16 protein-coding genes are annotated in these 17,364 nt (G+C 60.1%); 9 read left to right on the top strand and 7 right to left on the bottom strand.

The window, feature by feature from the left end; genetic code table 11:
- Positions 1-14: 14 nt before the first annotated feature.
- Positions 15-1,598 (bottom strand): ShlB/FhaC/HecB family hemolysin secretion/activation protein, encoded by a 1,584-nt coding sequence (locus AC3CBN_RS18915; protein WP_488634533.1) that lies wholly within the window; start codon positions 1,596-1,598, stop codon positions 15-17.
- Positions 1,599-1,931: 333 nt separating this feature from the next.
- Between AC3CBN_RS18915 and AC3CBN_RS18920 the strand changes: the two genes are divergently transcribed.
- The 5 genes from AC3CBN_RS18920 (at position 1,932) to AC3CBN_RS18940 (ending at position 9,259) form a co-directional block, all read left to right on the top strand.
- The gene (locus tag AC3CBN_RS18920; protein WP_488634534.1) at positions 1,932-2,735 is read left to right on the top strand and encodes a class I SAM-dependent methyltransferase; all 804 of its coding nucleotides are present in this window, start codon (positions 1,932-1,934) and stop codon (positions 2,733-2,735) included.
- Positions 2,736-2,962: 227 nt separating this feature from the next.
- Positions 2,963-3,799 (top strand): SAM-dependent methyltransferase, encoded by an 837-nt coding sequence (locus AC3CBN_RS18925; RefSeq protein ID WP_488634535.1) that lies wholly within the window; start codon positions 2,963-2,965, stop codon positions 3,797-3,799.
- A 278-nt stretch (positions 3,800-4,077) separates the two neighbouring features.
- Positions 4,078-6,006: a tetratricopeptide repeat-containing diguanylate cyclase gene (locus AC3CBN_RS18930; protein ID WP_488634536.1), complete on the top strand. Its 1,929-nt coding sequence runs from the start codon at positions 4,078-4,080 to the stop codon at positions 6,004-6,006.
- Between the two features lie 174 nt (positions 6,007-6,180).
- A complete protein-coding gene (locus AC3CBN_RS18935; protein WP_488636770.1) occupies positions 6,181-7,233 on the top strand; it encodes a DUF5694 domain-containing protein in 1,053 nt (350 codons plus the stop codon).
- A gap of 562 nt (positions 7,234-7,795) precedes the next feature.
- Positions 7,796-9,259: an FAD-dependent monooxygenase gene (locus AC3CBN_RS18940; protein ID WP_488634537.1), complete on the top strand. Its 1,464-nt coding sequence runs from the start codon at positions 7,796-7,798 to the stop codon at positions 9,257-9,259.
- A 103-nt stretch (positions 9,260-9,362) separates the two neighbouring features.
- Here AC3CBN_RS18940 and AC3CBN_RS18945 read toward each other — a convergent pair whose 3' ends face one another.
- Both AC3CBN_RS18945 and AC3CBN_RS18950 read right to left on the bottom strand, forming a co-directional pair.
- A complete protein-coding gene (locus AC3CBN_RS18945) occupies positions 9,363-9,662 on the bottom strand; it encodes a HigA family addiction module antitoxin (protein ID WP_488634538.1) in 300 nt (99 codons plus the stop codon).
- Between the two features lie 198 nt (positions 9,663-9,860).
- A complete protein-coding gene (locus tag AC3CBN_RS18950) occupies positions 9,861-10,199 on the bottom strand; it encodes a hypothetical protein (RefSeq protein WP_488634539.1) in 339 nt (112 codons plus the stop codon).
- A gap of 261 nt (positions 10,200-10,460) precedes the next feature.
- Here AC3CBN_RS18950 and AC3CBN_RS18955 point away from each other — a divergent pair, with 261 nt between their 5' ends.
- Genes AC3CBN_RS18955 through AC3CBN_RS18965 form a run of 3 tightly spaced genes read left to right on the top strand, consistent with a single transcriptional unit; the run spans position 10,461 to position 11,543 of the window.
- Positions 10,461-11,159, top strand: coding sequence for a hypothetical protein (locus tag AC3CBN_RS18955; RefSeq protein ID WP_488634540.1), 699 nt, complete (start codon positions 10,461-10,463; stop codon positions 11,157-11,159).
- A gap of 4 nt (positions 11,160-11,163) precedes the next feature.
- Positions 11,164-11,412 carry a hypothetical protein gene (locus AC3CBN_RS18960; protein ID WP_488636787.1) on the top strand — a complete coding sequence of 83 codons (249 nt, stop codon included), beginning with the start codon at positions 11,164-11,166 and terminating at the stop codon, positions 11,410-11,412.
- Positions 11,334-11,543 (top strand): restriction endonuclease, encoded by a 210-nt coding sequence (locus tag AC3CBN_RS18965; protein WP_488634541.1) that lies wholly within the window; start codon positions 11,334-11,336, stop codon positions 11,541-11,543. The genes AC3CBN_RS18960 and AC3CBN_RS18965 overlap by 79 nt, the downstream gene beginning before the upstream one ends.
- A gap of 61 nt (positions 11,544-11,604) precedes the next feature.
- On the opposite strand, the gene AC3CBN_RS18970 is transcribed toward AC3CBN_RS18965, so the two are convergent.
- Both AC3CBN_RS18970 and AC3CBN_RS18975 read right to left on the bottom strand, forming a co-directional pair.
- Entirely contained in the window at positions 11,605-11,958 is a 354-nt protein-coding gene (locus AC3CBN_RS18970; RefSeq protein WP_488634542.1) for a DoxX family protein, read from the bottom strand.
- Positions 11,955-12,932: an NAD-dependent epimerase/dehydratase family protein gene (locus AC3CBN_RS18975; RefSeq protein ID WP_488634543.1), complete on the bottom strand. Its 978-nt coding sequence runs from the start codon at positions 12,930-12,932 to the stop codon at positions 11,955-11,957. The genes AC3CBN_RS18970 and AC3CBN_RS18975 overlap by 4 nt, the downstream gene beginning before the upstream one ends.
- A gap of 75 nt (positions 12,933-13,007) precedes the next feature.
- On the opposite strand from AC3CBN_RS18975, the gene AC3CBN_RS18980 reads away from it, so the two are divergent.
- Positions 13,008-13,613, top strand: a complete 606-nt coding sequence (locus tag AC3CBN_RS18980) for a TetR/AcrR family transcriptional regulator (protein ID WP_488634544.1) — start codon at positions 13,008-13,010, stop codon at positions 13,611-13,613.
- Between the two features lie 551 nt (positions 13,614-14,164).
- Here AC3CBN_RS18980 and AC3CBN_RS18985 read toward each other — a convergent pair.
- Complete coding sequence (locus AC3CBN_RS18985) at positions 14,165-16,084, bottom strand: AI-2E family transporter (RefSeq protein ID WP_488634545.1); 1,920 nt, start codon at positions 16,082-16,084, stop codon at positions 14,165-14,167.
- A 170-nt stretch (positions 16,085-16,254) separates the two neighbouring features.
- A complete protein-coding gene (locus AC3CBN_RS18990) occupies positions 16,255-16,590 on the bottom strand; it encodes an antibiotic biosynthesis monooxygenase family protein (protein ID WP_488634546.1) in 336 nt (111 codons plus the stop codon).
- Positions 16,591-17,364 lie beyond the last annotated feature (774 nt).

The following is a 17,364-nucleotide window of genomic DNA, read 5'->3' on the forward strand; positions in this document are numbered from 1 at the left end:
CTCGCGGCGCTGACTCAGAACACCCAGATAATGCTCCCACTTGGCCCGGAATTTCGCCGGACCAGCGTGTCATCGTGTGGGTGGATAAATGCGTAATCGAAGCGCAGGCTGAAACGGTTGCCGTACGTGACGCGCACGCCCGGCCCGAGACTCCAGACTGTGAATGCACCGCGCTCAAAAAGTTGGGGGTGGTTCGTCCAGCCCCGCGCGGCATCGACAAAGGCAAGCATCCGCGCGTGCCATCCGTGCTGCGACGACGCATCGCCACCCCAATCCGGCGAATAAAGCTCCAGCGAAGCGCCGGCGCCCTTGTCCCCCACCAGTTCGCGTTCGTACATGCCACGCACGCTGTCCGCGCCGCCGATGCCAAACTGTTCACCGGGCAACAGCATGTCGTTGGAATACTGTACGGAGGCGCGCCCCTGCCATCGCATGCCGTACGGCAACGTGTGCTGATAAGCGACATCCCCGCGCCACACGGTGTAATGAGGTTCCGCGCCCGGCCGGACGGCATCGAAAGCGGCCTGATTGCCCTTGTTTCCTCCGGCAACGTTGTGCAGCAGCGACACGTCGGCACTCAGTTCGGAAGCCCCGGTTTGGCGCACGCCTGCGTAAGTGAGGCTGATCGGTTGCAGCTTGTAATCGGGAACCAGCGTACTTGTTCCGCCGATGGGCACGACACTGTTCTCGTAGTAACGAACGTCGAGGCCAAATGTCAGCCTCTGCTGCCAACTTCCCCAGGCGGAAAAAGCGTGGTTGTAGCGCACCAGATAAAGGCGTCCGGCGCCGGTCACGTTGAACACATTTTGCACGACGCCGGAATCGACGTTTGCGTAGCCGGCGATGACATCGATGGAATCGCCAAGCGCGTACAGTGGAATGTGATACGAGCCGCCGAAAATCTTGACGTTATCGTCGGGCGGTAACGCGTAGCGGTTCGGGTGATCCTCTTCGTAGGGAGCCGTCACGTATTGCAGGTTGAGCACTTGATCGCGGTTAAATAGATTGGATGCCTGAAAGCCGGCACCAACGCGAAGATTCCCCGTTTCCGGTGTGCCGGTGTTGTCCATGCTGAGCGCGAAGCGATACGGCCGTTCGTCGGTCACTTGCACATGCGCGTCGATCAGGTCTTCGCTCTCACCGGCTGCCAGCGTCACCACCGTCTGCTTGGTGGTGCTCTCATTGGCGAGCCGAAGCTCCTTGGCCAGTTCAGACGTTTGGGGCGGCTCACCTTCGCGCAATGCGGGGAGGCTGCGTCGCACATTGGCCTGATCAAAGTGCTGGTTCCCTTCGATGCTGACGTGCCCGAGTCGCGCTTCGATCACACGCAGATGCACTTCGCCGTCGTGTATCTCCTGCTCCGGCAGAATGACGCGTACAGCACCATAACCACGACTGGCGTATTCGTCCTCGATCTGTTGCCGGGCGCGCTGAAGATCAGCGATCGTGCGATCGGCGCCCACCAGGGGCGCCACTAGCGCATTGAGTCGTTCCGCGGGGATAAGCGAACTGCCCTGCACCTCGATGTGACGGATCTCGAAATGCGGCGTAGGCGCCGACGTCTGCGCATGGGCGGCGATGGCGACGAGCCACAGCATGCCGTGCCATCCGAGCCGGGTTCGCCTGTGCGGGCCGAGCATCATGGCGGATGCCCAACAGTCGAAATGATCTCCCTTGCGAATCGAGCCAATTCCTGGCGCATAAACAACCTTCCAGGTGCGCACGCCATGCCTAAGGGTTGCAATCCACTACGATCAGACAGCTTCGTAAAACGCCCCTCGGGCTGCAAACTGCCAGACATTTCGTGATAACCGCGTATGTGCTGAAAAGACACCGCTTGGTCGTGGCCACTTGATTCACATGGCGCACCTCTCTCCGCGGCGCGGGTTTCGGCGTACGCTTTATGAAGTTCACGTAAGGAGAGCCGAGCCATGTTCCAGCGAACCTGCAAGTTGTTAGCCCTGTTCCCTGCCCTGCTTTTGGTCACGGCCGCCGTCCAGGCCACCACACCTGCCGCCACGGAAGTGTCACTGCAACAGGCTGCAGATGGCAGCTGGCGTTCCGACACTAATAAGGCGCGCAACGCTTACCGTCATCCCGTGGAGACGCTGCAGTTCTTTGGCATTCGCCCCGATATGACCGTGATCGAACTGTCGCCAGGCGGTGGCTGGTATACGGAAATACTCGCGCCTTATCTCGCCGCTCGCGGCCATCTGATTGAAGCAGCGTCGCCGAAGGCTGAAAAATTCACCGCCAAGCTGAAGGCGGACCCTACCGTGTACGGGCGCATCACCAAGGTCATACCGTTTGCGCCACCGGATCAGGTGAGCCTGGGCGCGAAGAGCTCAGCGGACATGGTGCTGACGTTTCGCAACACGCACGACTGGCTGATCGACAGCCCGGCCACAATGGAATCCGTATTCAAGGCATCGTTTGAAGTGCTCAAGCCCGGCGGTGTGCTCGGCATCGAGGAGCATCGCGCCAAGCCTTTCGGCGACCCACACGTAACCGCCGGCGCGCTGCATCGCATCTCCGAGGACTACATGATCGAGGTGGCGCTGAAGAACGGCTTCCGTCTCGCCGGCGTATCGCAGGTCAATGCCAACCCCAACGACCCCGAAGACATCAACGTCCACCGCCTGCCACCCGACCTCGCCGGCCCCGAGGACGAGCACGCCAAGATGAAGACCATCGGCGAATCCGACCGCATGACGCTGAAGTTCGTGAAACCCTAGCGACATGCGGGTAGCCAGCCGCCCGCAGCGCTGGCTACACCGCAAACACCCAGGCCCCTCACCGTCGTCCCGGCGAACGCCGGGACCCAGCGCCTTTGGTAGCCGCACCCGCTCACTTCCCAACAGGTGCGGCACCGGCCCACTCGGCCGGCCGGGCGGGATCTGGCCGCCCCACCCACGGCTGGCAACCCGGTCATTTGCCCCGGAAATTGCCCTACTATCGGCCGATGACAGCACTCCCTCTATTGCCACCGAACAACGTCCGCCGCGGCAGCCTGGCCTGCGTCGGCATGGGCATGACCCTGGGCTCCCACCTCACGCCGCTGGCACGCAGTCATATCGAGCAGGCGGACGTCGTATTCGCCGGGCTTTCCGATAGCGTCGTGGAGATGTGGCTGCAGCGCATGCATTCGGATGTGCGCAGCCTTCAGCCCTACTACCAGGAGGGCAAGTCGCGGCTGAAGACCTATCGGCAATGGGTCGAGCTGATGATGGCCGAAGTGCGTGCCGGCAAACGCGTCTGCGGCGTGTTCTACGGGCATCCCGGCATCTTTGCCTGGTCTCCGCACAAGGCCATCCAGGTCGCCCGGGCCGAGGGTTTCGCGGCGCATATGGAGCCGGGCATATCCGCCGAGGACTGTCTCTACGCCGACCTGGGGATCGATCCGGGCCGCTTCGGGTGCCAGCACTTCGAGGCCAGCCAGCTGCTTTTTTATGAGCGACGCATCGATCCCGCCGGCTATCTGGTGCTGTGGCAGGTCGGGCTGGTTGGCGATCGGTCGCTGGCGCGCTTCCAGACCGGATCGGCGTACCGGCAGGTGCTGGTGGACCTGCTGAGTCGGGACTATCCGCTCGACCACGAGGTGATCATCTACCGAGGGGCGACGCTTCCGATCGAGAAACCACGTATCCGCCGCCTCGCCCTGCGCGATCTGCCCCATGCTCCGCTGACCGCGGAGGAAACGGTGGTGTTGCCGCCAGCTGAAGCCTTGAAGCCGAACCTCGCCATGCAAGAACGACTGGATGCGCTGGACAAGCTACACAAGGCAGACGCCCTCGCATGAGGTGACAAACGCAATGATGGGGAACGATCTTTGAATAGGGTCGTCACCATGCTTCATCACGCTCATGACCGCAGGGCATCCGCGTGCCAGACCCATCGGCTGCTGCATTACGATTAATGGAAACAGGGGAAACACATGTCAGACACGATTGAATTGTTGGAAGCCATCGGCCGGGACGCATCGCTGCGTCACGCATCGGCCGAGGAACTGACAAACATGCTGGATCAGGCGCAGGCCTCTGAGGCCCTCACGATGGCGGTGGCTTCCGGCGACAGTTCTTGGCTATCCAAGGAACTAGGGCACAAGCCCATGCAAGCGCCTCAAGTCGTCCAGAATCCCGGTCACGAGGAAGAAGACGAGGGAGAGGAACCGCTAGACACCCCGGCTCCCGGGGACAGCAGCTCCTTGTCCTGACGATAGACGAGTTCGACATGCCCCGGCAGTCGAGCCGCACCTGGTCATGGCCCGCTATCGCGGCCATGGCTTGGTGCGTGCTCGTGCAGGCCGGCCATGCGGCCGCGCCCGTTGCGAATCCGGCCCAATTCCTCGACCAGACCGAGAGCCTACGCACGCAAGATCACCCGCGGTTCGTCCAGATGCTGCAGCAGATTCACCGCGAAGCCCCTGACCTAACCTCGGGCGAGCAATGGCATCTCAGGTATCTCGATGCTTGGGAGATTAGTTTCCAGGGCGACTACGCCAAATCCGAAGTCCAGCTTCGCGATGTCATTGATCATTCCGATGACAAGACTCTGGTCGCCAAGGCATCGGCGCTGCTATTGATCAACCTCGGGACTAATCGGCGCTACGAGGAGGCCTTCGCGCTGGCAAATCGCCTGACGACCAGCCTGCCCATGATCAAGGATCCGCAGATCCGCTTCACGCTCCTGCTGAATCTGTCGCAGATGCTGGATTTGGCCGGCCAAACCGATCTTGCCATCCAGTACGCACGCATGATGGAGGACGCCACTCCGCCCGGAGAGACCCTGTGCCGCCCTCGCTATCTCCGAGTCGCAGCACTCTTCAACGGAAAGCGGCTCAAATCAGCCAGCCCAGAACTACAACAGGCCATCAATACCTGCGAGGACGCCAGACAACCGGTCTACGTCAACGCCATATGGCTCATCCTGAGTAGCCTCTACCTCGACGAAGATCAACCAGGCAAGGCGATGGCCCTGCTGGACCGGGTTGACCACAGCAACCGGGTCAATCAGTACCATTTCCAAATGCTGTCCGCGAAGGTTGAGCGGGCACAGGCCTACGCAAAACTGGGTAGCGACGACGACGCAAGGAAAACCGCCCTTGAAGCCGTGGCCATGAGTAGCGCGGACGACATCAGTGAGTGGCTGAGAGATGCCTACGAGGTGCTCTACCGGATCGAAAAAAGGCGGGGCAACGTCGCCGCTGCACTCTCGTACTACGAGCACTACATGGCCCAGGACAAGGGCCATCTCAACGACATCAGTGCCAGGGCGCTGGCCTACGAGGTAGCCCAGCAGCACATGCTTGTGCAAAAGCTCGAGACGGAAAGTCTCAGCAAGCAGAACAACATCCTGCGGCTGCAACAGGCACTGGACACCAAGGCGGTCGAAACCAGCCGGCTTTATATCGTGCTGTTGATGCTGGTGCTGGTATCCATCGTCTTCTGGCTGTTTCGGATCAAGCGCTCGCAGCTTCGCTTCAAGAAGCTGTCCTCACACGATGGGCTTACCGGCATCTTCAACCACCAGCACTTCATCGGTGAGGCCGATCGTGCCCTGCGCCTGCTGGACAAAAAGCTCGGCCACGCCTGCCTGATAGCCATCGACCTCGACCACTTCAAGCAAGTCAACGATACCCACGGTCACGCCATGGGAGACGCCGTGCTGAGGCGTACCGTCGCCATCTGCCAACAACAATTGCGCCCAGCCGACTTGTTCGGACGTCTAGGCGGCGAGGAGTTCGGCATTCTTCTGCTCGATTGCCCTCGCGACCAGGGCATGGCTATCGCCGATCGCATTCGCATGGCCATTGGCGCTACCCAGATCGAGAGAGACGGACATGTCATCTCGTTTTCCGCCAGCTTTGGCCTGACCTCCACCGACACTTCCGGCTACGGCTTGCAACGGATTTTCATGGACGCGGATGCAGCGCTTTATCGCGCCAAACACGCCGGACGCAATCGCGTTATTGCCGATACCGAGGACGGCAGTCTGGTCGAAGCCTGAAACGTTGGAAATCGTTGCGCCCTCACTTTGAGAACGATTTCACCAGACTAGCTCCCTGACAGCCGCGCCCCAGGGAACGGCATCCATGTCCCCTAGCACTGGTACGGCGCAGCAGCGCTGCAGTAGCGTGCCCCGCCACCATTCTCTTCGGATCTATCCATGGTCAAGCGTTGGCTGTTATGTCAGCTCGCAATGCTGATGACGGGTTCTGCTTTGGCACAGACACAAGTCGATCTGGCCTCGCTGGGAAAACAGGAAGCGGGGCCGCGCACGCAAGTGTTGGTGATGGGCACGGTGCACTTGTCCGAGGCTCCGAAAGGCTTCAAACCTGAAACCTTGAAGCCCATGCTGGAGCGACTCGCGACATTCAAGCCGCAGATCATCACAGTCGAACAGATTTCCGGTGAAGGCTGCGATCTACTGGCACGTCATCCCACTGTGTATGCCCCTGAGGATGTAAACATTTATTGTGCGAACACAGGCATGGCGAAGGCGGCCACGGGGCTGGATGTGCCGGCAGCCATTGCCGAAGTACAGCGCACCTTGAAGGCTTGGCCAGCCCAGCCTTCATTCGTGCAGCGCCGGCACCTGGCGGCGTTGTTCCTTGCCGCCAATGACGATACGTCAGCCTTGGTGCAATGGCTGCAGCTACCCGCAACCGAGCGCCATGCTGGCGACGGTCTTGACGATGGACTCGCAAAGCGGCTCGACAAGTGCGTGACGACTAACAGCGAGAACTATCAGATCGCCGCACCCTTGGCGGCCAGGCTGGGACTGCAGCGCGTGTTTGCCATTGACGACCATACCGGCGACAACGTCGACGTGACGGATGCGACTGCCTACGGCAAGGCGATCCAGAAAGCGTGGGATGGAGCCGCAGCAATCATGAGCCCCATCCAAAACACCAAGAAGACGTTCTGGCAGAGCGGCGACATGCTGGCGCTGTATCGGTACATCAACAGCCCAAAGGTGATGCGCGCCGCCATCAGCAGCGACTTCGGCGCCGCCCTTGCAGATACATCACCGCAACACTACGGGCAGATGTACGTCGCCGGCTGGGAAACCCGCAATCTGCGAATGACAGCGAACGTCCACGCCGCTTTCCGCGAGTCACCCGGTGCGCGCGTGTTGTCCATTGTCGGTAGCCAGCACAAGCCCTGGTTCGACAGTTTGCTCGGGCAGATGCTGGGGGTAGAGATCGTGGACGCGGAGCAGGTGTTGAAATAAATCAGCACCACGGGATAAGTGCGAACAGGCTCGGTGTACGCCCGCCGAGCCTTCCCGTGTCGAACGACTATTCGGCTTCCAACCACTGCACTGCTTTGCAATGCCGGGCCATGATGAGCTAGCGACGAACGACATGAGAATGGCGACGCTCTCGACGATGTTCGAGCCGGCCATGTCGAAGAGGGTGGTGAACGTCTCGTGCTGCGACTGCATCCGCAGGCTCATGAGAGAGGCGATACGTCGTAAGCGGCGCTCCGCCGCTTCGCGAGGAGCTTGTCCGTCCAGCGCGGACAAAGAAGGGAAAGGAGGAGACCCACTCCTTCCCACTTCCAGAGTATAGCCCGCCGGGGGGCTTGCCGTAAGGCCCAGGGCGTGCTGCAGCATCGCCGACCTATGGCAGAACCGCCGGAAATGGGAGTCACGAGATGCGTGTGATGTTGTCGATGATTGGGTCGTGCAGGGACGTCGAACCGGTAGCGGGACTCGCGGTGCAGTTGCACACCTTTGGCGCGGAGCCGCTGGCCAGTGTCAATGTCCCGCTAGCGTCGATCGGAGTGCAGCCATGACCGAGCATGCAGTGGTGATCGTTGGAGGAGGCCCGACGGGGCTGATGTTGGCGGGTGAGTTGGCGTTGGCGCGGGTCGACGTCGCCATTGTCGAGCGACGCGCCAGCCAGAATCTCGCCGGCTCGCGCGCGGGCGGTCTGCACTCACGCACCATCGAGGTTCTCGATCAGCGTGGCATCGCCGATAGGTTTCTCTCGCAGGGACAGGTGGCCCAAGTCGCAGGGTTCGCGGGCGTTTCTTTCGACATCAGCGACTTTCCCACCCGGCACAACTACGGGCTGGCTCTATGGCAGAAGCACATCGAGCGAATACTCGCGGGCTGGGTCGATGAACTCGGTGTGCCGACCTATCGCGGGCGTGAGGTGACGGGTTTCGTGCAGAACGATACTGGCGTCGACATCGAGCTGTCGGACGGCCAATCGCTGCATGCGCAATATCTAGTCGGGTGCGATGGCGGACGAAGTTTTATCCGCAAATCAGCCGGCATTGATTTCCCCGGTTCGGACCCGACAACCAGCAACCTGATCGCCGAGGTCGAGATAACCGACGAGCCGGAATGGGGCATCCGCCGCGACGCCTTGGGCCTTCATTCCCTCAACAGGCTGGAGGATGGGCCGGTGCGTGTCCTGGTGACCGAACAGCAGATCGGAGCCACCGGCGAGCCGACTTTGCGCGATCTCAGCGAGGCGCTCATCGCCGTGTACGGCACCGATTATGGAATCCACACTCCAACCTCGATCTCCCGGTTCACCGATATGGCCCGGCAGGCCTCGGCGTACCGCGACAGAAGGATTTTGCTGGCCGGCGACGCCGCGCACGTGCATTCCCCGGATGGGGGACAGGGCCTCCAGACCGGCATGCAGGATGCAGTGAATCTGGGATGGAAACTGGCCCAGGTGGTCAACCGGATATCGCCGGACAGCCTTCTGGATACCTACCATGCCGAGCGCCACCCGATCGCCGCCCGCGTGCTGCGCCATACGATGGCGGCAGTCGCGCTGCGCCGCGCAAACGACCGGACGAAGGCCTTGCGCGACACCTTTTCCGAACTCCTTGGCATGGATGAGCCTCGCAAACGGTTTGCCGCCACGATGTCTGGTCTGGACATCCATTACGATCTCGGCGAGGGGCACCCGTTGCTCGGACGCCGCATGCCCGATCTCGACCTGGTCACCGCCAACGGCCCACTGCGGGTCTTCACCCTGCTTCACGATGCCCGGCCGGTGCTGCTCAATCTCGATGAGCCCGGCGGCTTCGACATCACTCCGTGGGCAGATCGGGTTCGACTGGTTGACGCCAGGTACGTTGGTACGTGGGAGCTTCCGGCACTCGGGTCGGTCACTGCTCCTATCGCCGTGTTGATTCGGCCCGACGGATATGTGGCGTGGGTAGGGGACCTGACTCAGGCGGGGCTCGCTGACGCGCTAACCACTTGGTTTGGACCACCTACCGCTGCGTAGCGCACCGGCTTCCAAAGTCATCCTGTGAGAACTTCTGAGGAGACACGTCCAGGGCGCACATCAACTCTTATCGCCTTGGCGTGCTTCAACGCACACGGACATTTCATGGTTTTGTCGGCGCCGCGCTAACTCCACTTCCGTTCTCTCGCGCGCCCATCGACCTCGACCGTTCAATCTCGTAATCCATCTGCAGCCACAGCCAATAGCGGGCCGTGGTGCCAAGCTGAGCAGCCAGATGCACGGCAATATCCTGGGTGATGGCACGCCGGCCCTTGGTGATGTCAGTGAGGCGACGCGATGGGATGCCCGTGGCGCGCGCCAATGCGCAGCGAGTGATGCCAAACGGAATGAGGTAGTCGTGCAGCAGGATCTCGCCCGGATGGGCGCGGGTTTCTGTATTCATGAAGTCACTCGTTGCGTCCATGCTTGTGGCGGATGCGGCGGTGGCATTGCAACGCGGCAACAGCGAGCGCGCAAACCATTTCCCGAACGCACCCTTGGTGAAACCGACTCGCCTGTGCCGACATCGCCACCTGGCGCGATATCCAGGTGCGACGTGCCGTGCTCATAACGCGACACGCCGCGGGGCGATCATCGGACTCTAGAGAACCACCCTCTGCTCATGCCTGAGCGTCTCGGCGAACTGGCTGAGGAAGCAGATCGCGGCAAAGAGATTTTCCGTGCATGCCGGCTTGAGCGGCCATGTGCTCGACGTGACGACTACGCCGCCGGCGAGCGCCTCTCGAAAAGCCTCGCTATCGGCAAGCAACGAAGTGATTTCGTTAATCGCCAACGAGACGGCCGAAAGCCGGATGGAAATGTGCTGCCGCGATTCCCCAACCATATCCATGAAAGCAAACGGACGGCCGGGAGACTGGGTGGAATTGCCGCCAAAGGGATTCAGCGGGCGAACGAGTGCCGTATGATCTGGCGTAGCCACGATCAACTCCTATTTAGTTGGTTATGGTCAGCGGATCGTGTGAGCTGCAACTCACGCGATCCGCGCTTCAACACTGCATCACTGCATCACTGCAATGGTCACTCGCGTAGCCCGACAAAGACGGCGCGGGTGACCCGCCGAACGTAGCAAAAGAGCTGGCGCATGCCTGTAAGGCATCGCCGCGCATCCGCATGAGGCCGTGCCCCAGTTCTGGCCGAATCCCGATACTCCCCATATGCTTACCCGCAACAAGGGGGAGCTATGGAACAGGCGAAACTGACCTTTCGGGCATTGAACGACCGCATCGAGGCCTTGCCGGAGCATCCGAGCATGTCGATGCAACTGACAAAGAAAGCTCGTTGGGGCTACATAGTTGGTGTTACAGCAGGATTCGTCGGAATCGCTGGCGGAAAGTTGCTGCCTGACAACATGCCTACCCTAGTGTTTGTGTCCTTGATGCTCGCCATCGAGCTTATCGCACTCGCTATGGCGGTCATTCCTCCACTCCCCTGGAGAATGCCGGGGTTCGCGGCGGAGCGCCGCGAGTATGCGGATCAGTTGGACTTCGAAATGCCCCACCACGCCGAACTCATCGAATGGCTAGGGACGTTTCCTAAGGATCAGCTCGAAACGATGGCGGAGTACGCGGCTCACCGCCACGAACGCCTCAAAGACAAGCTGCCACTGCTTACTGGCAGCTTGGAAAAATTGGGCGCACTCCCAATCGTGATCGCCCTCTTCATCCAGTTCAAAGATCTGCATTGGCCACCCCAGCCTAGCTGGCCAGAAATCATCTTTGGCTTTGCGCTCGTGCTTTGCTACTGGTCAAGCCTTATGCAAGTCAGCCTTCGCTTCCGAATCCAGCTCTACGAAATCTTGCTGAAGCAAGCAGCAAGCGAGAGGGACGACGGCACAATGGGCAACCCTCAATCGACCCGAGATTCAGGGGTTTCGGCGTAGCACTGTGAACGCCCTGCTCATCGGGTTGCTCCATTGCACACATCTCAGCTTCCCGGCGACGCCGTCAATGGAGAACGCATTCACCATTCGACCGCGAACGAAAGAAAGGCAACTTGACCCCGTTTTCGGTCTCGACATCATCCGCGCCATCAACTGGAAAGAGTTCGACTGCTGGTGGGCGAGGCCTTCCGTCGACGGGGCTACACCATCCGGGAAACCAGTCTCGACGGTGCAGATGGCGGCATTGACCTGATACTGCACAAGAACGACGCAACAACCCTGGCTCAATGCAAACAGTGGCGAGCGCGCCAGATCTCCGTCAGTGCGTATTGCCACCGAGCTGACCGTCCATTGCCATCGCAGCTGACCAGTATGGGCAAATGAACTGACCAGCTTCGCCAGTCATCTGACCGGTGGGAAGTTCACCACCGAAGGCCAGCCATTGCTACAAAAAGCGGACCACCACAGTAGCCACAATGAGAGCCGAGAAGAACAGCGCCGGGGCGAGATGTCCGAACGGCTCCCGGTTTCGTAGCAACGTGAAAAGCGCGCCGATCATGATCGCGCCGGCCAGCGCTAGGCCTAAGACTCTGGTTTGTTGCCCAAGAAGAAGTGCTGCACTGAGCAGCTCGAGAGCGCCACAGAGCAACTGAAACCATGCCGGATAACCCCAGCGTGCGAAGTCTCGCTTCACCGCGCCGGGTCTTGCGAAATTGACCACCCCGGCAACTGCGAACAGAGCCGCTACGATCATCGCGAGGATCGATTCTAAAGACGCACTGTTCCACGCCATCGTCATGCTCCGTTGATTTGCTGAAAGTGGTTTTGTGCAGAGAGGTCCGCAATCAGGCCGGGACTATGGGGTTCCCACGCAAGAACTCGCCGGGCATGCAGGCCGCTTACTGTCTGGTAGAGCGCCAATGCGTCAGCGAACGGTCCAAGCGATTTGCGAGCATCGTCGAGCGGCCAAGGTTCGACGCGATCAGCGCCGATCGAGGCCCGAATCGCTTCACCTATTTCTGCAACGGCAACGGCATCTTCCGCGACCACGTTGAAGATCTGTCCCGTAACTCGACCGTCCCCGCTTGCTGCCCGCCCCACCGCGCTCAGGTAAGCCGTGGCGAGATCATCGACGTGAACGGCAGGCCAGTAATTGCGACCATCGCCGACGACCCGCACACTGCCGGTCTGACGGGCCATGCCGGCAAGCATGCCGAAGATGCCGCCGCCGTAGCCGTGCACCATCGCCGGTCTGAGGATCACTGCGGCCACCGAGCGGCTTGCTGCCAGCGCCTGCACATGTTGCTCCACTGCGGGCCGCCAGGCGATGAGTGGTGTCGGATTCAGCGCCGATGCTTCAGTCGCGGGCTCTCCCTCCGTATTGCCGTAGACCCAGATGCCCGACGTATAGACAAACGCCGCACCCGGATGCAAATGCGAAAGCATCGCTACTGCCGCAGCCTCATCAGCAGCAGCGGCGGAAGCATCGTTGGTCGACGCAATGTGCACCACGCCATCAGCGGCACCGGCAGTCGCAGCGAAAGACTCTGGCTCACGCAGGTCGCCGGAATGCAGTTTCACACCGAGACGTGCCAGCGCGCTGGCCGCCGCCGATCTGTCCTGGCGCACCAGCACCGTCACCTGATGGCCGAGGCTGATTGCCTTGCGCGCGACCGTTTGCCCGATGTAGCCAGTACCACCTGTAATGAACAGTTTCAAAGCGTTCTCCCAACGATTGCTCGCGAAGTTGAATCGGCGCGCAAACGAGACCACGCAGTCTCGTTTTGGCAAATCTAAACGAGACTAGTCAGTCTTGTCAACTACGCGACGATCTGTTAATTACCCCGTATGGACGCTTCCTCTCCCCCCGGCCTGAGCCCGCTGCAACGCCGCAAGCGGTCTGCCATCCTCGACGGTGCGAAAGCCGTTTTTTTACGCCAGAGTTTCGGTCTGGCAACGATGGACGATGTCGCCTCGGCCGCCGGCGTGGGCAAACAGACGGTCTACCGCCACTTCAAGTCGAAGGACGCGCTCTTTGTTGGCCTGGTGAGTTCGATGTGCGCTCAGGTGGGCGCGCTTCTTGCCAGCGCTCAGGGCGAGCAATCCGATGGCTTACCCGACGCCGAACTGCGCGCGTTGGGATGGTTGCTGGCACAAAACCTTATCGCGCCGGATAACCTGCGGCTTTACCGGACCATCGTCGCTGAGGCCGAGCGTCGCCCGGAACTCGGCCAGGTGTTTTACGACAATGGTGCAAAGGTAGTGCGCGCCTTCGCCGCAAAAATTCTGCGAAAGCGATTTGACGAATTGACGGCTTCATTGCGGGCAGCGACATTCGTTAATTTGGTGCTCGGCGACGCGTATCTGGAACTGTCGATTGGCTACGCGGTGCCCGATGTTGAAGCGCGCTTTGCGCTGCAGATTGACGAGGCGGTGGCGGCTGCACTTCGCTAAGGAGCGCCGCATAAGGTGTCGATCTTGATCGCCTCAATGGAATCAACGTCAACACCTATCGCGCTAGCTACGCCACGACCAGCAGTGACAGCCAGTCGCGCAGCACCCAACCCCGCTACCGCACGCGCAAAGTCACAAGTCCAGGCAGCCGTCTATGACAATGCTCCACAAACCGATGCGGAACCACGCGAATGGAAGCGTAGGAATGCCGAGGCAATGAAGATTCTGGAAAAGACCACGAAGGAAGTGCCGCTTAGGCCGAGCACTAACGAATGAGGCGCCGCCAGCAGGGGCACAGAGAGCGAAAATTGGATTGGGCTGACTTCCCCCTCAGCTGCTCGTGAAAAAGGGAATCTGGCTCCGTTCTCGGCCGCCCTTCCAACACCAACCCTTCATCCACTGATGAAATCAGGAAAAGGGAACCTGACCCCATTCTCAAGGTTGTAGCGTAGCGGTCGGTAACCTTCGCTTTGGGTCGATAGCAGACATTTTCAGCATGTCGACAATCCAACATGGCGACAAGGTCCGTTGGTGGCGGCATACGTCGCTGTCTACGGCGAGGAGCCCGTCGCGCCTTTGGGAAACCTATCAATAGCCTGCAGCACGGCTGCTTCGAGTGAGTTCACGACTTCATTGAGGTCGGAACCGACGACTCCCGAAACGTCCCCCTGTGCCAGCGGTTCCGGGAGCAGTACGGCAACGATACATGCTTCGGGAAACCGCTCGCGCATGTCGACTGCCAGGCTATCGACGCGCTGCTGCCCGGGCGCATCAGCGCTGACGATGTAGAGCATGGAGACTGCGTTTGGCGTTAAGTCCGGATGAGGCTCGGCCTCGAAGGCTACGAAATCCTCGGTGGATAGATGCCGCGCATCAATATGCAGGTCGCGCAGGATGCGCGTGAGGATCTCAGTAGCCAGATCATCGGCGAGAGAACCAAGACCCACGCAAAGAACCACGGACTCCGGGGCTACCGACAGCGGGCCTTGCCAGCGACCACTGATATCCTCGCGCTGCTGGCGCAGCCGGCGCCCGATACTCGTTCCATCGAGAACCGATATCTGATGATGCCGGCGAGTCCATTTACGCCCCTCGCTACCAAGCGTCTCAACGACCGTCACTATGACCTCTCGAACGCCAGCCTGCTGCTCTCGGCTGATGACTCCCCGTGCCAGATCGGCGCGAGCAAGCTGCACAGCTGGCAACAGAACTGCATCGCAATAGGCGGCAAACGATTTGCGTTTCAGGAAAGCACGAGCCTCGACGAGCACTTCGTCGGAGTCGCCGGAAAGAGCACGCTGGTAAAGCCGTTGTTGCATCGTCAATGCCGGCGTATCGCCCAGCAAGACACTGAGCAGATCGAGTGCTTTGACGTGTTGCCCAGCGACCACGAGGCACAATGTCAACGGCGTCGACATGATCAACCCTATCGGCCCCCACAGCCAGCTCCAGAAGATTGCCGCCACAACGACGGCCAACGGCGACAGGCCCGTGGTGTGGCCATAGAGAAAGGGCTCGACCACCTGCGACACGACAGTTTCGACAACGGCATACAACGCCAGCGTCATGAGCAGCAGCGACCAACCCGGAACGACAGCCGCAGCAAACAGCGCGGCAAGTACTGCGACGATCCACACGCCCACATACGGTACAAAACGCAACGTAGCTGTGAGGGCGCCCCAAAGCGGCGCGTTGGGAACCCCAATAAGCATCAGCCCCACCCAGATCGCCACGCCTACCCCAAAATTGACTGAGAACGTTGAGATAAAGAACCGCGACAAACGTCCGCCCGCATCATTGATCGCCGCGGTCGTTGCACGCAGATCCGTACCGCCCGCCAGTCGAATGAAGCGATCGCGCAGGGACTCGTGCTCGAGCAAAACGAAAATCAAGACGACCAGCACAATGCCCGCCGTCTGCAATGGGATCCACGCTGTGGAAAGAATGCGTGTCATCACGGCCATGGGAGTGTGCGGCGTCTGCACTTGCGCCGGAACCTCATTGGTAGCCGTCGACGCCGAGCTCGATGGCGTAGTCGCAGACTTCATCGGCAGGGAGGCACTCCGATCGTCGGACTGACTGATGACCTTGCCGAATTCGCCTTGCATCACTTCCATGCGCCCGACGGTCATGGCACGCAGCGTCTGAACCTTGGCGTGGATGGTCGCCTCATACTGCGGCAGGCTTCGGCCCATATGAACGAGCTGCGAGCCGATGACTGTTACCAATCCCGCCATGACGACTGCCAGGCCGAGCACAGCAAAAAAAACGGAGGGACCGTGCCCCAGGCCGATTCGGCGGCACAGGCGAACCCACGGAGCCATAAGCAGACTGAGGAACAGCGCAAGAGCAATCGGAACGAGCACTTCTCTTCCGAAGTACAACAGTGCCAACACGGTGGCAGCAGCGATGATGGTGATCGCACGTTGGGCCGGCGAGACGGTTGGCAATGCATCGGATTCATGCGCCATGAGAAAATCTCCTCTTTCTGCTATGCCTTGGGCTTCACGAGCACCGCGATAGTGCCCTCGGGAGAACACAGGCATAACCGCGAGTCATTCGCTTCGCCTGGATGGAATACGCGCGGCAGAGCGCAATGTCCGCTGCGGGTCGCAGGCAGACATATCGCCCAACCTTGTGCTCATCCATCGAGCAGAGATGACGTAAAGGTCTTGACCACGTTGTAAGCGCCAGGCTCAAAGGTCGCGATCGCTAACGCCCTCGCCAAATAAGGGCTTGCGGCAGGATCGCCGCGCATAGCCTGATACTCTTCCATACTTCGCCACTGAGCGTACATCGTAACCTTGGTGCCATCGAGACTGCGGTGCAAGGCAGACGAAACGAAGCCCTCGGCGTGGCGCACCGAAACGTCGGTTGCCTGCGTCAGAAGCTCAACAAGCAGGTCCTGATTCTCCGGGCGCACCGTAAAGACATTGATGAAAGTGAGAAGCCCGGCTTTCTCTGAAATCGTCGTCACAGCAAGATACCTTCAAGCTAGCAAGGAAACGGATTGGCTGATATCCACCGATGCCGAGGGGTTACTTCAGCCGATCCTTTAGGTCTCGAAAAGGATAGCCAATGTCCGCGCTGCGTGGCGACCTCAACCAGTCAACGCAACACACTAACGACTGCGCAAGCAGCAGAAGTGTTGCATTGACCGGTTGAGGCCGCCGTCGGAAGCGGACATATGTAAATCGTCCACTCACTTACCGGACGGGGAACCGACCACGTCATTGGCCGACGGATGTTATTGCTGATCTTCCAGACACTAGCGTTTCGTCCAGTGGTCCAGAATTGCGCTCGGCCCCTTTCTCGCGCTATGCGCAAAGCGGCTCATGCGTCTCTACCAAATGCTGGCCTGTCTGCCTATCATCTCGGGGCAAGTTGCCTGAAACAGTGAAGTTATGTAATCCCTAACGGACTTCGGGGTGCACCATATGTCGCAGAGCAAGTTTGTACTACTCGCCTTGTCCTTGCTCCTGGCAGCTGCTTGTACAGCACAGCCAACGCATAAGGATGTGCAGGCAAAGACAAATACGGCCAATACACGGCATGTGCGTTGTGTAACAGTTCCGGCAGTAAGTGTGCCTGGCTCGTATGTTCAAACCATGGCAAACACTAATTATTCGAGCTGCAATCGTGGCTCGGATGATGTGCACTAATTGCCGTCGTAAAGATCGGCCAAAAAGAGCAGGGAAAAAACAGGCATCAGGGTGCACTTTGTAGGCTGAGCAGGAATCTGAAGAGTGCA

It is taken from the genome of Dyella sp. OK584, from assembly GCF_057787755.1.

What these genes read in the sequence shown, in the direction of transcription:
- AC3CBN_RS18915 (WP_488634533.1), bottom strand. Translation starts at nt 1,598, where the DNA reads ATGCTGTGGCTCGTCGCCATCGCCGCCCATGCGCAGACGTCGGCGCCT.
- AC3CBN_RS18920 (WP_488634534.1), top strand. Translation starts at nt 1,932, where the DNA reads ATGTTCCAGCGAACCTGCAAGTTGTTAGCCCTGTTCCCTGCCCTGCTT.
- AC3CBN_RS18925 (WP_488634535.1), top strand. Translation starts at nt 2,963, where the DNA reads ATGACAGCACTCCCTCTATTGCCACCGAACAACGTCCGCCGCGGCAGC.
- AC3CBN_RS18940 (WP_488634537.1), top strand. Translation starts at nt 7,796, where the DNA reads ATGACCGAGCATGCAGTGGTGATCGTTGGAGGAGGCCCGACGGGGCTG.
- AC3CBN_RS18945 (WP_488634538.1), bottom strand. Translation starts at nt 9,662, where the DNA reads ATGAATACAGAAACCCGCGCCCATCCGGGCGAGATCCTGCTGCACGAC.
- AC3CBN_RS18955 (WP_488634540.1), top strand. Translation starts at nt 10,461, where the DNA reads ATGGAACAGGCGAAACTGACCTTTCGGGCATTGAACGACCGCATCGAG.
- AC3CBN_RS18970 (WP_488634542.1), bottom strand. Translation starts at nt 11,958, where the DNA reads ATGACGATGGCGTGGAACAGTGCGTCTTTAGAATCGATCCTCGCGATG.
- AC3CBN_RS18980 (WP_488634544.1), top strand. Translation starts at nt 13,008, where the DNA reads ATGGACGCTTCCTCTCCCCCCGGCCTGAGCCCGCTGCAACGCCGCAAG.
- AC3CBN_RS18985 (WP_488634545.1), bottom strand. Translation starts at nt 16,084, where the DNA reads ATGGCGCATGAATCCGATGCATTGCCAACCGTCTCGCCGGCCCAACGT.